The organism is Neobacillus sedimentimangrovi (assembly GCF_010614825.1).
GTDB classification, from domain to species: domain Bacteria; phylum Bacillota; class Bacilli; order Bacillales; family Cytobacillaceae; genus Neobacillus; species Neobacillus thermocopriae.
Map to the genome: position 1 here is coordinate 64,616 of NZ_JAAFZF010000005.1, position 14,995 is coordinate 79,610.

General features: G+C 37.1%; 13 protein-coding genes and 1 other annotated feature. Of the genes, 12 read left to right on the forward strand and 1 reads right to left on the reverse strand.

Annotated features, from left to right (window positions below; all coding sequences use genetic code 11):
* The first annotated feature begins 90 nt into the window (after positions 1-90).
* From GZA11_RS03710 to GZA11_RS03765, 12 genes are all read left to right on the forward strand, one after another.
* The gene (locus tag GZA11_RS03710; RefSeq protein ID WP_163182920.1) at positions 91-813 is read left to right on the forward strand and encodes a hydrolase; all 723 of its coding nucleotides are present in this window, start codon (positions 91-93) and stop codon (positions 811-813) included.
* 76 nt (positions 814-889) lie between these two features.
* Complete coding sequence (locus GZA11_RS03715) at positions 890-1,726, forward strand: hypothetical protein (protein ID WP_038540383.1); 837 nt, start codon at positions 890-892, stop codon at positions 1,724-1,726.
* 143 nt (positions 1,727-1,869) lie between these two features.
* Complete coding sequence (locus GZA11_RS03720; protein WP_038540386.1) at positions 1,870-2,817, forward strand: BMP family ABC transporter substrate-binding protein; 948 nt, start codon at positions 1,870-1,872, stop codon at positions 2,815-2,817.
* A 175-nt stretch (positions 2,818-2,992) separates the two neighbouring features.
* Complete coding sequence (locus GZA11_RS03725) at positions 2,993-3,925, forward strand: beta-ketoacyl-ACP synthase III (RefSeq protein ID WP_038540389.1); 933 nt, start codon at positions 2,993-2,995, stop codon at positions 3,923-3,925.
* 54 nt (positions 3,926-3,979) lie between these two features.
* Positions 3,980-5,218 carry a beta-ketoacyl-ACP synthase II gene (fabF, locus tag GZA11_RS03730; RefSeq protein WP_163182921.1) on the forward strand — a complete coding sequence of 413 codons (1,239 nt, stop codon included), beginning with the start codon at positions 3,980-3,982 and terminating at the stop codon, positions 5,216-5,218.
* 594 nt (positions 5,219-5,812) lie between these two features.
* Complete coding sequence (locus tag GZA11_RS03735; RefSeq protein ID WP_038540395.1) at positions 5,813-6,586, forward strand: DUF2268 domain-containing protein; 774 nt, start codon at positions 5,813-5,815, stop codon at positions 6,584-6,586.
* 164 nt (positions 6,587-6,750) lie between these two features.
* Positions 6,751-7,770, forward strand: coding sequence for an ABC transporter ATP-binding protein (locus tag GZA11_RS03740; protein WP_163182922.1), 1,020 nt, complete (start codon positions 6,751-6,753; stop codon positions 7,768-7,770).
* Positions 7,771-7,778: 8 nt separating this feature from the next.
* On the forward strand, positions 7,779-8,783 hold the full coding sequence (locus GZA11_RS03745; RefSeq protein ID WP_407938530.1) for an ABC transporter ATP-binding protein: 1,005 nt from the start codon (positions 7,779-7,781) through the stop codon (positions 8,781-8,783).
* 24 nt (positions 8,784-8,807) lie between these two features.
* Positions 8,808-10,517 (forward strand): oligopeptide ABC transporter substrate-binding protein, encoded by a 1,710-nt coding sequence (gene opp4A / locus GZA11_RS03750; RefSeq protein ID WP_163182924.1) that lies wholly within the window; start codon positions 8,808-8,810, stop codon positions 10,515-10,517.
* 140 nt (positions 10,518-10,657) lie between these two features.
* Positions 10,658-11,623, forward strand: coding sequence for an oligopeptide ABC transporter permease (opp4B, locus tag GZA11_RS03755; RefSeq protein ID WP_163182925.1), 966 nt, complete (start codon positions 10,658-10,660; stop codon positions 11,621-11,623).
* Between the two features lie 11 nt (positions 11,624-11,634).
* Positions 11,635-12,546, forward strand: coding sequence for an oligopeptide ABC transporter permease (gene opp4C / locus GZA11_RS03760; RefSeq protein WP_163182926.1), 912 nt, complete (start codon positions 11,635-11,637; stop codon positions 12,544-12,546).
* A gap of 264 nt (positions 12,547-12,810) precedes the next feature.
* Positions 12,811-13,557: a YjbA family protein gene (locus GZA11_RS03765; protein ID WP_038540411.1), complete on the forward strand. Its 747-nt coding sequence runs from the start codon at positions 12,811-12,813 to the stop codon at positions 13,555-13,557.
* A 128-nt stretch (positions 13,558-13,685) separates the two neighbouring features.
* Here the strand turns inward: GZA11_RS03765 and trpS are convergent, their stop codons facing one another.
* Entirely contained in the window at positions 13,686-14,675 is a 990-nt protein-coding gene (trpS, locus tag GZA11_RS03770) for a tryptophan--tRNA ligase (protein ID WP_235924825.1), read from the reverse strand.
* 60 nt (positions 14,676-14,735) lie between these two features.
* Positions 14,736-14,980, reverse strand: a binding site (T-box leader).
* Between the last annotated feature and the right edge of the window lie 15 nt (positions 14,981-14,995).

The window sequence follows — 14,995 nt, forward strand, 5'->3', positions numbered from 1 at the left end:
ATAAATGATTGGAAATAGGCATATCCCCGTGCCGCTTTTGTGAAATGGCATACAATATCGTGAGGAAATATGTAAAAGGAGATATTACCGATGGAGAGCCGGAGTTTTCAAATGGATACCCAATGGAATATCATTTATTACCCTGAAAAACCGACCGGATTTGGGGTACTTGTGATAGGTGATGAAAGACATTTTGTGGAAGAAGGTAAATGCTTTTGGACGCAAAATGAAGGAAAGCTGGTCATCATCGATGAGTTAAAAGAAATGGGGTACACCATTTTTTCCTCTAATCTTTATGGACGTAATTGGGGAAGCGAACGTGCTGCTGACCTTGCACAAAGATTATATCATCAGGTGATTCGGAGTGAGATACTTAACCACAAAATTCACATTTTAGCAGAAGGAATGGGTGCTTTAATAGCAATCCAATTAATGAAGAAAATGAAAGAAAATATTAGGTCTGTTTTACTTCTCAATCCAATTCTTTCATTAAAATACCATCTTGAACAAGAAAAGGAACATAAACTTTTTTACAAAAAATTAACAAGAGAGATAATGGATGCATATCAATTGGATGAAATAGGCCTGAACAACTTGATTTCTAAAATGGACGTGCCGATTCAATTAGAAGATGGAATCCCAGTTCATATTATTCACGTTCTCTCAGGAGCCAGGTCATACAATCAATCAAAACAATATCAACAAATTCTTGGTTCTTCGCCTATTAATCCCACCTTTCTCCTTCCTGAAAAAAAACTACAGCTTGGAAAAATATGTTACAAATTCTTTAAATCACATGAATCGGTTTTATAGGTTCACCTCCTCAAAGAAATATTTCCTTCTAGAATAGCATAGGATTTTATAAGGCTAGTTTGAGGAGGAAGTAAGTATGGACAAGGCCATCATTATAGGTGTATATCATTTTTTAGGATTTCATATTGGGCAAGTCCTATTAAATAAAGGAATTGAGGTAAAAGGTGTTCATATCCCAGAGGCGGATGGTACCTATGTAGATGAGAAAAGACTTGAGGTGGGGAGAAATGCCAATTTCAAGGAATATACGTTCGAGGGAATTTTGGATGGAACGGACAATGATCGGACAATGATTTTTCCTATCTATGATTTTTTTATGTTACAACAAGAGTCCATTATTTTAAATGAACAGTTCACCCAAAAATTTCTTACTTATTTTAACAAACATAAATGTAATCTCAAGATTTTATTATTATTGCCCATTCAATTGCTAAAAGGGATCGGGTCGAAAGAAATTCATGAATTTATCAATAAAGTAAATAAGGTATCTAATAGATTACAATTGATCTATTTACCTACTATTTATGGTCCGTGGCAGCCTTCAACATTTATGTTTCAACAAGTCATTCTTGCATCGATCTTAAATACTGAGGTTTTTCATTCGGAAAGAGAGTGGATGGATGATGCGCTTTTTATTGATGATGTTGCAGAATCCATCCTTGATATCATAGAATCAGAAAAGTCAGGTACCTATTTATTGGAAAGTGGAAAGGACATGTATTGGGATACATGTGCTGAATATTTAAAAATAAAGGAGAGGTATCGAAAATCAAAAAATGAAGAAAAACTTCAAATTGATGGAGAAATCAAGAGAATAATACCAACAAGGATTACGCCCATCTCTTCTTCTTTGTCGAAACAAATGGAACATACGAAATGGCTATACCAGAACCTTTCATCAGATCGCTATTAACTGTTTTAGGTCCAATTAGCTAAATTAATCTTTTCATTTTATTATTCAAAGGTTAGAATGAAAGAAAATATGTTCTTCCTTTTTATTACTGTTAATAGAAATAACGTGTTTGGTTAGGGTGCCGCTCGAAGGAGATGCAATGAATGCTGCAACGTTTCGGAATCATTTTACTATGCCTTTTTTTATTGGGGGCGTGTGGAGTTACGAAACCGAAGGGACATTTAACAAAAGTTGGTTTGTTGGTCCCTGAGACAATCAATGACCAGGTTTGGGGGACAAGAGGTTTTGAAGGATTGTTAAGGATCCAATCAAAATTGGAAGTCGATGTTTTTTATAAAGAAGGAATGAATTCTGAATACGCAGTTGAACGAGCTGTGAAAGAATTTGAGCAAAAAGGTGTAAATCTGATATTCGGCCATGGTTCGGAGTATGCAGAATATTTTAATCATCTTTCCTCGAAATATCCAGATATACACTTTGTCAGTTTTAATGGTGATGCTAAGAATCCTAATACTACTAGCCTCAATTTTAAGTCATATGCAATGGGTTTTTTTGGCGGGATGGTTGCTGCCCATATGTCAAAAAAAAATAAAGTGGGAGTTTTAGCCGCCTATGAATGGCAGCCCGAAATTGAAGGATTTTATCAAGGGGCACTAGCTGAGAAAAATGACATTCAAGTAAGCATCGAATATGTGGAACATTGGGATAATGATATGAAAGCGATGCAAATAGCAGATAAAATGATGGATCAGGGGGTGGATGTGATCTACCCAGCTGGTGATGGTTATAATGTCCCAGTGATTGAAAGGGTAAAGGAAAGAGGATTATATGTCATTGGTTATGTTTCAGACCAATCTGATTTAGGTGAGTCTACTGTTTTAACAAGTACAATTCAGAATGTTGGTAAACTATACGAGATTGTTGCTGAACAATTTAATAAAGGTGAACTCAAGTCTGGAAATCTTTCATTTGATTTTCAAGACGATGTCATCACTTTGGGTAAATTTAGTCCTCTAGTCAAAAAAGACTTTGTTCAAAAAATGAAAAGGTATATACAAACTTATAAAGAAACAGGAAAATTACCTGAGTAATTTTCTCTCATACATAATAAGAAACAAGCTGCCATATCTTGTTGGCAGCTTGTTTTTTTATCTAGTAGTTTAGTTGTTGTGAAAAAAAAACATTTTTGATAAAATTAGTACCAAGTCATAATAATTGATATTAAACTATTGATATAATTTCCATAAATCCGAAGGAGTTGGCGAAATGAGAGCAGGGATTGTTGGTATTGGTAGGTATTTACCTGAAAAAGTGATGACAAATTTTGATTTGGAAAAAATGATGGATACTTCGGATGAGTGGATCCGAACAAGAACAGGAATTGAAGAACGGAGAATTGCAGCTGATGATGTCGATACATCAGATATGGCTTTTATGGCAGCACAAAAAGCGATTGATGATGCCGGAATTCAACCGGAGGATATTGATTTAATTTTAGTGGCAACTGTAACACCTGATACCCCATTCCCATCTGTTGCCTGTATGATTCAAGAAAAACTTGGAGCAAAAAAGGCAGCTGCGATGGACATAAGTGCCGCATGTGCAGGCTTTATGTATGGTATTGTCACAGCTAAACAGTTCATTGAATCCCAAGTATACAAATATGTTCTTGTTGTCGGTGTAGAGAAGCTTTCAAAAATAACAGACTGGACTGACCGTAATACTGCTGTTTTATTTGGGGATGGCGCAGGTGCAGCTGTTATTGGGGCTGTATCTGAAGGCCGCGGAATCCTTTCATTTGAGCTTGGAGCAGACGGTTCAGGAGGAAAACACCTATATCAGGAAGAATATATAGTAATGAACGGTCGAGAGGTATTTAAATTTGCCGTTAGACAAATGGGAGAGAGCTGTATTAATGTATTGGAGAAAGCAGGTCTTTCAAAAGAAGATGTTGATTTCTTAATTCCACACCAGGCAAATATTCGTATTATGGAAGCTTCAAGACAAAGACTAGAGCTGCCTCCTGAAAAAATGTCTAAAACGATCCATAAATATGGAAATACTTCTGCTGCATCTATTCCAATTTCTATAGTAGAGGAAGTAGAAGCAGGGAAGATTAAAGACGATGATTTAATTGTCATGGTTGGCTTTGGTGGCGGATTAACCTGGGGAGCAATTGCTATCCGCTGGGGAAAATAAACAAATTATTCGAAGATCATTTCATATAAGAGAATAGAAAAGGAGAATGTATAAATGAATAAACGTAGAGTTGTAGTGACGGGAGTTGGCGCAGTAACACCACTGGGCAACGATGTTGAAACAACTTGGAAAGGAATTCTTGAGGGAAAATCTGGTATTGGACCACTTACAAGACTAAATGCAGATGACTATCCAGCGAAGGTGGCTGCAGAAGTTAAGGATTTTAACCCAGAAAATTTTATTGAAAAAAAAGATGCCCGAAAAATGGATCGATTTACACAGTTTGCTGTGGCTAGTGCATTGATGGCTGTGAAAGATGCCAACCTAGAAATTAACGAACAAAATTCACACCGTATAGGCGTGTGGATTGGGTCTGGTATTGGCGGTATGGAAACATTTGAACAGCAATTTGAGATATTTCAAAAGAGAGGATACAAACGGGTAAGTCCTTTCTTTGTTCCAATGATGATTCCAGATATGGCTACAGGTCAAGTTTCTATCACTCTTGGTGCAAGAGGTTTTAATTCTTGTACAGTAACGGCATGTGCAACAGGAACTAATTCAATCGGTGATGCATTTAAAGTGATTCAACGTGGAGATGCGGATGTCATGGTAGCGGGCGGATCAGAAGCTCCGATCACAAAAATGTCTGTAGCTGGCTTCTGTGCCAATACAGCACTTTCAACAAATCCGGATCCTCGAACTGCTAGCCGTCCTTTTGATAAAAACCGTGATGGATTCGTTATTGGTGAAGGTTGTGGAATTGTCATTCTCGAAGAACTGGAGCATGCACTTGCCCGTGGAGCAAAAATATATGCTGAAATTGTTGGATACGGGGCGACAGGGGATGCCTATCATATTACTGCTCCGGCACCAGGAGGCGAAGGTGGTGCCCGCGCAATGAAAATGGCTCTTAACGATGCAGGATTAAAGCCAGAGGACATTGATTATATCAATGCTCACGGTACAAGTACAGAATATAATGACAAATTTGAAACCCTTGCTGTAAAAGAAGTATTTGGTGATCATGCATACCGTTTAGCGATGAGCTCAACAAAATCGATGACTGGTCACTTACTTGGTGCGGCAGGAGCTGTGGAAGCAATCTTTACAGTGCTTGCCATGCAAGACAACATGCTTCCACCTACTATGAATTACGAAACTCCAGATCCTGAGTGTGATTTAGATTATGTTGTGAATGCGGCTCGTCCAAAAGAAATTAAAGCTGCAATGAGTAACTCATTAGGTTTTGGTGGACACAACGCCACAATCGTCTTCCGGAAATATGAATAATTCCAACGTGGGGCTGTCCGGAAAGTGGTATTTCAGCCGAAATCTTTATAAAAGCAAAACCCAAGAATGCTGTTCAATCAACATTCTTGGGTTTTTAATTTGGGTTCATTTTTCTCTTAAATGGACTTTTTAGACAGCCCCTTTTTTTGTCAATTAAAAAGAGATTTTTCGACTTTTTGATATGTATTGTCCAAATACCTAGCGAAGAGAAGCCTCTTTTCTCTCAGCTGTAGGGCACCATAAAGAAGACTCCGGCAGCATCAACATCGCACGACCGAAAGGGATAGCTTTTGGGAGAAGGTCATACGCCGCTGGGCAGGGCGCTTTCGTTTTTCTAATAAAATTAGAAAATATCGCTTCGACTTCGAAAATTGTCCAGCTCCAGCGCCCTAGCGGCGAGACGCCTTCACTCTCCGCCCCTACGATAAGTCAACATCGATTCGTCTCTGGCTCTTCGTGTTTCCTTTATCTCAGTTGGAGAGTTCCAGGCCAAACGCCGCTGGGCAGGGCGCTTTCGCTTTTCTAATATGAACCACTCTTTAGTTTAATCATAAACTGTTAAAAGCAGCCATGGTCGGAAATGGAGGTAATGGAATGGGAGTCATCCGGACAGATCAATGGTTAGAAAATGATTTCGATAACCCTCTTAAAATTTGTGAGAAATTAAAATCATATTTTAATGAGGAAAATGTAAGAGGAATCTATCAGCAACTTGTAAAATTTAGAATGTACAGACCTTCACGGATGTCTGAAAAAAACTTTCAGCATATGAAGAAATACAATGCATGGGAAATGGTAGAAAGATTATTTAACAAATATAGGGATTTATGGTCTGGACCAGATATACCAGTGTTTCTATTTCCATTGGAAGAAAGAAGGGGCTTTTTTATTAAGAAGACAGAAAGGAATAAGTCAGGGGTGTCATATCCCGATAAAATGTTTTTATTTCTTTCAAACTATGACGATCCAATGGAAATCGAGGCACTTTTTGTTCACGAATATCATCATGTATGTAGACTTCGTGCACTTGGGAAAAAAATGAATGAGTACACCTTACTTGATTCCCTCATTATCGAGGGGCTGGCAGAATACGCTGTTTTACATCACTGCGGACGAAAATATATAGCCGATTGGTGCAGTGAGTATTCGGAAAAGGAACTTTCCTTTTATTGGGACAAATATTTGAAAAAACACCTGAATAAGACGAAGGGTGAGAGAATTCACGATGAACTGCTTTTTGGAGGAGGGCGAATTCCGCCTTTGTTAGGATATGCAATTGGGTATCATATGGTTGGGAAATTTTTTAAAAACAGAAATTTTTCTACAAAACTAACCTTTAAAATTCCAGCGGAGGATTTTATTGACTGACATAGATTATTAGGTAAAAAAGCCTGAATATGGGGCTTTTTTTCTATGGAACTGCAAATTCACATAGTACATAAAACTATCTTGCTTTTGTAAAAAATTTGTAATAACATTTTATATAAATGTAAAGAATATACTGAATAATCAAAAAGTTAGAAGGTGTACTTATGAGCGCAAAAAACTCATTTAAAGAGGAACCATTGCTCGAAGTAAAAAATTTACAGACAGCCTTTGAAATTGACGGAACGTATTATAATGCAGTGGATAATGTATCATTTAAAGTGAAACCAGGGCAAATAGTCGGTGTCGTGGGTGAATCTGGTTGTGGGAAATCTGTCATGAGCCTTTCGATCATGCAATTGCTTCCAAAGGGAATTGGCAAAGTAAAATCAGGTGAGATCATTTTTGATGGATTCCATTTGGAAAATATGTCAGAAAGTCAAATGAATAAGATTAGAGGCAAAGATGTTTCAATGATTTTTCAGGAGCCAATGACTTCTCTTAATCCTGTGTTTACAATCGGTTATCAGCTTCAAGAAGTTCTTTTTAACCATATGAAAATATCAAAAAAGGAAGCAAGACAAAAATCTATTGCACTATTAAAAAGTGTGGGAATTTCTAGGCCTGAAAAAATTGTTGATGAATATCCGCACCAGTTATCAGGCGGTATGAGACAAAGGGTCATGATTGCCATTGCTATTGCTTGTCAGCCAAAACTATTAATTGCCGATGAACCAACAACTGCGCTAGATGTAACCGTTCAGGCACAAATTCTTGAATTACTGAAAAAGATTCAAGAAGTAAATGATATGGCGATTATCTTGATTACCCATGATTTAGGTGTAGTTGCAGAAATGTGTGATGAAGTAATGGTTATGTATGCAGGAAAAATTGTAGAGCATACAAACGTGGATTCATTGTTCTATAATCCGAAACATCCATATACGTCATTGCTATTAGGAGCGATTCCGAAAATGGACCAGGAGGAAGAAAGATTAAGTTCAATTCAAGGAATGGTTCCATCTCTAATAAATATGCCAACTTCAGGCTGCCGATTTGCAAACCGCTGCCCAATGGCGATGCCAGAATGTAGTACAACCACCCCACTGTTAGCTGAAAATGAGGAAGGACATGAGGTTGCCTGCCTTCAATATGAAACTAGTAAACCAAGAGAAGAGGTGAGGTAGTGAGAAACATAACTGTACATAGAAATAATGAGACCCCATCCTCACAAATTGGAAATTTATTGGAAATACAGAATCTAAAAACATATTACCCTGTAAAAGGTGGTTTTTTTAAAAGAACAGTTGGACATGTCAGAGCGGTCGATGATATTTCTTTTGAGATAAAAAAAGGGGAAACACTTGGATTGGTAGGCGAATCTGGCTGCGGAAAATCAACGGCAGGAAGAACCATTCTAAGATTGTTAAAGCCTACTGATGGAAAGATTATTTTCGATGGAAAGGACATAACTTGGCTTTCAGGTAAATCCTTGCGAGAGATTCGAAAAGATATGCAAATGGTATTTCAAGACCCGTATGCTTCTCTGAACCCGATGCAAATGGTAGGGGATATTATAGCTGAACCAATCTATAATTTTATGAAAAAAAGTAAAGTAGAGTTAAAAAAGGAAGTAATGGAATTATTAGAGAAAGTAGGTTTGCCGCAGGATGCCTATTACAAGTATGCCCATGAGTTTTCAGGTGGTCAGCGTCAAAGGATTGGGATTGCTCGTGCTCTAGCGTTAAGACCTAAATTAATCATTGCTGATGAACCGGTATCAGCATTGGATGTATCTGTGCAATCACAGGTATTAAATCTATTAAGGGATTTACAAGAAGAATTTGATTTGACTTTCTTATTTATAGCTCATGACTTAAGTGTTGTAAAGTATATGAGCGATCGAATTGGAGTTATGTATCTTGGCAGCATGGTTGAGATTGCTGAAAAAAATAGTCTTTATTTACAACCAATGCACCCATATACACAAGCTTTAATTTCAGCGATTCCTACTCCGGATCCAAGACGAAAGAAGGAACGAATCATATTAAAAGGTGATGTACCAAGTCCAATCAACCCACCTAGTGGATGTCCATTCCATCCCCGTTGTCCTGTAGCAATGGAGGAATGTTTAAAATCCAAGCCAGCATTAAGGGAGGTGAAACCCAATCATAGAGTAGCTTGCCACTTTTATAATTAATGAATAAAAACAGGGGGGAAAACAATGAAGCGGATAAGGATGAATTGGCTTATAGTGTTCTTGCTTGTATTATCAGCATTTTTAACTGCATGCTCAAGCAACGATAAAGCGGGAACAAATAAGAAAGAAGGATCCTCAGCGGAAACGTCTAATAAGCCGCAAGACGGAGGAACTTTGGTGTATGCCCTTGATTCTCAGCCAAAAGGATTATTTAACTGGATATTTTATGAAGATGCAGTTGATAATCAAGTATTAAATTTCTTTGATGAGAACTTGATTGATTATGATGAACATTTAAAGGCCCAACCGCATATTGCTTCTTGGACAACAGAAGATAACAAAGTGTTTAAGTTTACAATTAAAAAAGGTGTTAAATGGCATAATGGTGACGAATTATCTGTTAAAGACTGGGAGTTCGCATTATATACAATTGCGAATAAAGATTACGAAGGATCTCGTTTTGAGAATGTAAGAAACATTGTGGGTGCCCAAGATTATCATGATGGAAAAACTGACAAAATCGAAGGCATTAAAGTAATTGATGATTACAATATCGAAATTACATTTGACAAAGCCCGTGTAAATAACTTGGATAATCTTTGGACATATCCAATGAATCGCACTGCATTTAAGGGAATTGAAGTAAAAGATATGCTTAACTCAGAAGTTGTCCGCACAAAGCCTGTAGGTCTAGGACCATTTAAGGTAACAAAAGTTGTTCCCGGTGAGTCCATTGAGATGGAACGCTTTGATGACTACTTCGGTGGAAAGCCTCATATTGAAAAAGTCGTCATTAAGGTTATTGACCCCTCTCTTTCTGTAGGTGAATTAAAGAACGGTACACTTGATATGACTTCTTTCCATCCTAGCATTATCGATCAGGTAAAGGCGCTTGATAATGTAGAAGCAATCACCTATCCAGGAGTAAGCTATTACTATGTTGGTTTCCGCCTTGGTACTTGGGATGGCGAGAAAAATGTCATGAACGAGCCTAAGTATCAAGACAAGAAACTTCGTGAAGCCATGTACTATGCGATTAACCGGGAAGAATGGGTTAAGGCGTTCTTCTTTGGAGTAGGTAAGCCGGTTAACCGCCCAATTCCTAGCAATCACTGGATTGCTGCTGATCAAAAAGAATTAAAACAATATAAATATGATCCGAAAAAAGCAAAGAAACTATTAGATGAAGCCGGATATAAGGATATTAATGGCGATGGTTATCGTGAAGATCCAAATGGAAAGGAATTTGTTATAAACTTCTCTCACTATGCAACCCAAAACCCAACATTTGAAGCTCGTGCAAAAGCACTGACTCAATATTGGGAAGAAGTAGGGTTAAAAACAAAATTAACGATGACGGATGTAAACCTTTACTACGATTTGCTTGATAAAGCAGACAAATCTATGGAAGTATTCTTCGGTGGCTGGTCAACTGGTGCCGATCCAGATCCAACTCCACTTTGGGGCTCAAAATCCTTATGGAATTATCCTCGCTGGGTAAATGAAGAAAGTGATAAATTACTGGATCAAGCACTGGATATTAGTGTTGTTGGAACTGATAACGAAAAGCGTAAAAACATTTATGTTGAATGGCAAAAGCTATTTATGGAAGAGCTACCTATACTTCCGATTGCTGAACTAGAAGAAACGATGGCTGTAAGTAAACGCGTGCAAGGCGTAAAATTTGATGTATCTGGTTACAACCGTCCGCATGAATGGTGGATTAAGCAATAAATAGTGAATAACATCGAAGGAACAACTGCGTTGTAGGTATGACCCAACAACTCCATTATGGTGAGGGAACGAAGGAATTATCCTTTGTTCCCCTTTTTTCACCTTCGTATTTCACATAGTAATAGACAAGGAGAATGAACATGCTAAAGTTTGCATTTCGAAGGTTTTTAGGCATGATTCCGATGCTGTTACTGATCTCTATTGTAATATTTACCTTGGCCAGATTAATGCCGGGAGATTCTTTTAGTGGAGAAATAGATCCTACAAATACAAATCCTGAGTATATTGCAGAAATGAGGGAAAAGTTAGGCTATAATGATCCGCTGCCTCAACAATATTTCCGGTGGATTACTAATTTTATTCAAGGAGATTTTGGAAAATCTACACGTTTTAAAATTAGTGTTTCTGAAGTAATTAAAGAACGGCTTCCCAACACCTTATTATTAGGATTTACTTCTATACTTATTACCTATGTATTCGCATTTCTAATGGGGATGTATGCTGGCAGAAAACCATACACTCTGGGTGATAATCTGATTGGAACATTTAACTATTTGGGTTTATCAATCCCTTCCTTTGTTGCAGGTGTTTTCGCCATTTACTTTTTTTCCTTTAAACTTGGATGGTTTCCCTCAAATGGTTCGATAGGTATTGGTATTAAAGAAGGGTCAATTGAATATTGGTTAAGTAGATTACATCATGTCATTTTACCGGCTTTTGTACTTGCTTTTTTAAATATAGCTAGTTATACACAATTTTTACGAAACGATATTATTGAAAACAGTCGCAAGGATTTTGTTCGGACTGCACGAGCGAAAGGTACTCCTGAAAGTAAAATATATAATGTGCATATTCTTAGGAATTCGATTATTCCACTTGTAACTTTCTTAGGGTTTGATCTTGTATCCATTATTAGTGGTGCCATAATTACAGAAACAATATTTACTTATCCTGGTTTGGGCCAACTTTTCTTACAATCTGTTGGAACAAGGGATTATCCAGTTTTAATGACGTTAACCATGCTTTTTTCATTAATTACACTAATCGGTAATCTTGTTGCAGATATTTTATATGGTGTAGTAGATCCGAGAATAAGGTTGGATTAGGTGGGAAAAGGATGCAGATCGTTACTCAAAAGGATGCAAATATTACTCAAGTATACCCCAAAAAAAGTTTATCACCATTAGCGATTGCTAGAAAAAAATTTTTAAGAAATAAACTAGCTATGATCAGTCTTATTTTTCTCGTGATTGTGGCTATTGTTTCATTTCTTGCACCGTATATTACGACGGCCGATATAACAAAAGTGAATATTGGCCAAATGTCTTTAAAACCATCAAGTGAACATTGGCTGGGAACGGATAAATCAGGCCGAGATGTTTTTACAAGATTGTTATATGGCGGCCGAATTTCACTTTTAGTGGGGATTAGTTGCACCATTTTTGTGGTTTTTATCGGCACGCTAATTGGATCGATAGCTGGTTATTTTGGGGGAATCATTGATAGTTTGTTAATGAGATTTACAGACTTTATCTTAAACTTTCCTTTTCTCGTTTTTGTTATTGTAATTAATGCCATACTCTTTGGGAAAGTTAGTGGTTTGTGGGTTTTAATCGCAGTGATTAGCCTTCTTTATTGGGGAGGAGTTGCAAGGATTGTGAGAAGTAAAATCCTCTCAGAAAAAGAAAATGAGTATATTACTGCTGCGATTTCTATCGGCTGCTCTCCGGCGAAAGTCATTATTAAACATCTATTACCTAATATATTATCTACGATTATTGTACAAGCAACAATAACATTTGCGACGATGATTGTGATTGAGTCAGCATTAAGTTACCTTGGTTTTGGTGTTCCGCAGGAAGTCCCTAGCTGGGGAAATATGTTAAATTCAGCAAACGAACCAGATGTATTACAATATAAACTTTGGATTTGGGTTCCTCCGGCACTAATAATCACCTTGACTATTTTGTCAATAAACTTTGTCGGCGAAGGTTTAAAAGATGCTTTCAATCCAACATCTAAAAGATAAGGGGGCTGTCCGGAAAGTGGTATTTCAGCCGAAATCTTTATAAAAGCAAAACCCAAGAATGCTGTTAAATCAACATTCTTGGGTTTTTAATTTGGGTTCATTTTTCTCTTAAATGGACTTTTTAGACAGCCCCTTTTTTTTTTTTTTTTTTTTTGAGCAGAGTTCAACTAGCATCATTGGAGCAAAATATATATAAAGGAATAATTTAACTAATGACTGCCCATACTGATTGACAAACAGTTACTGGAAGTGAGGGATTTAGCAATGTTATATCTTCATGATGTATGGGTGAATTGGTTTGAGGGAGAAGAAAACGGTTATAATGTCTGCCATTTTCATGAATGGCGAAAAGATGATGGTGTTGAACTGCTAGATCAAGTTCCTCTTTTAAAGGTTGAGCCGAATCTTTTTAACTATATTGAAAATGATTTATCTGAATTACCTCAACAACTTTTAGATGATATCTATCAAAAGGCATATCTTAGAAAAAATCATGAAAGGATTCAACTTGACTATTGTTTTGTCGTCACAGATGGAATGGGGATCTTGGCAGTTGATACAATAGGGTATAATATTCCAATTCGGAAGAGTAGATTAATTCCTAGACAGGAACAGCTAGTATACGAAATGATCAGTACACATGAGGCAAAAAAATATAACTTCAACCAGCAGCAAAATAAAAAGGATTTTCATATTTTATCTCCTGATCCATTATTAATGATAGGACTTACAAGAAAAGAACGGCAATTAAAGCAACTATTATTTATGGCCCTTGACCAATTGCTTTCGTCTAATAATGAAGCTGAAATTCGTTACTGGTATACAGAATGGTGCCCTGAGAATTACTCAAAGATACAGGAAATGAATTTTACTGAAGCATGGGAACAACTCTATGAAGCAATTAAATATGGGTGGTCCAAAAAGCATGAAACGTTTTGTGAAAATTTAATAAAAGGACAACCATTTTTTGAAAAACTTTGGGAAATGGAACATGGTCCGAAAGTAAACTAATAGCCTGCACCAAATGGTATGATCGACATACCATTTGATGCAGGCTTTTTATTAAATAACGGCAGGTTAATAGCGCACTACCGAATGCGATCACTTTTTGGAAAAGGTTATATGCCTTTTTTCATATACTAACGTTTTTTTCTTCCTAATCCCATGGCATTTTCCATCTTTTTCAGTGTTTTGCTTGCCACTTTATTGGCTTTTTCAGCACCACGGTCCAAAATATCATCAAGTTCACTAGAATTTATTAATTCATAATACTTGTCTTGAATTGGTTTAAAAGCATTGACAACAACTTCTGCCAAGTCACTTTTGAAATCTCCATAGCCTTTTCCTTGGTACATTTCCTCTAGCTCAGAAATGGATTTACCACCTAAAATAGAGTAAATGGATAACAGATTAGATATTCCTGGTTTATTTACTTTGTCATATTTTACGATTCCGTCTGAATCAGTCACCGCGCTTTTTATTTTTTTCTCAATTTGCTTAGGTTCATCCAGCAAGGAAAGAAATGCTTTTTGGTTTGGGTCTGATTTGCTCATTTTTTTGGTCGGGTCTTGAAGAGACATAATTCTTGCCCCAACTTCAGGAATGCGTACATCTGGAATCGTTAAAATATCCCGATACTTTTTATTGAACCTCTCTGCTAAATCACGCGTCAACTCTAAATGTTGCTTTTGATCTTCCCCTACTGGTACAAGATCAGCATTGTAGAGCAAAATATCCGCTGCCATCAATGGCGGATAGGTTAACAAACTGGCGGATACTGCCTCTTTACCAGCTGATTTATCTTTAAATTGAGTCATCCGCTCGAGTTCGCCAATATATGATATACACTGCATAATCCAGCCTGCTTGAGCATGAGCAGGTACCTCAGATTGGATAAACAAAGTTGCTTTATCAGGATCGATACCTACAGCGATATATAAAGCAGCAAGGCTACGAATGTTTTTTCGAAGTGCTACTGGATCCTGAGGGACCGTAATGGCGTGCTGGTCAACAATGCAAAAGTAGCAATTATATTCATTTTGGAGCTCCACAAATTGTTTTAAAGCCCCGATATAGTTCCCAAGCGTAATGGTGCCGCTTGGTTGAATACCTGAAAAAATCGTCTTCATGATAGACCTCCTATAATTACTTAATTATCTTTATAAATAAAAAAGCCATTCATCCCGTTTTTTAGGGACGAATGGCTCGCGGTACCACCCTAATTACTCAAAATAGAGTCACTTAGTTCCAAATTTCATTTGGATTCCTTTTAACGCAAGGATAACGTCTACTCCTACTGTTTCAATCCTACTGGATTAAAGTTTCGGAAAGAGGCTCCAAAGTCCATTCGGAATCATTTTCGCGTTTGTTTACACCACCCACAAACTCTCTGAAGCGAAAGATGATACTTACTACTCTTTATCATCGCCAATATATTCATTAAATTATT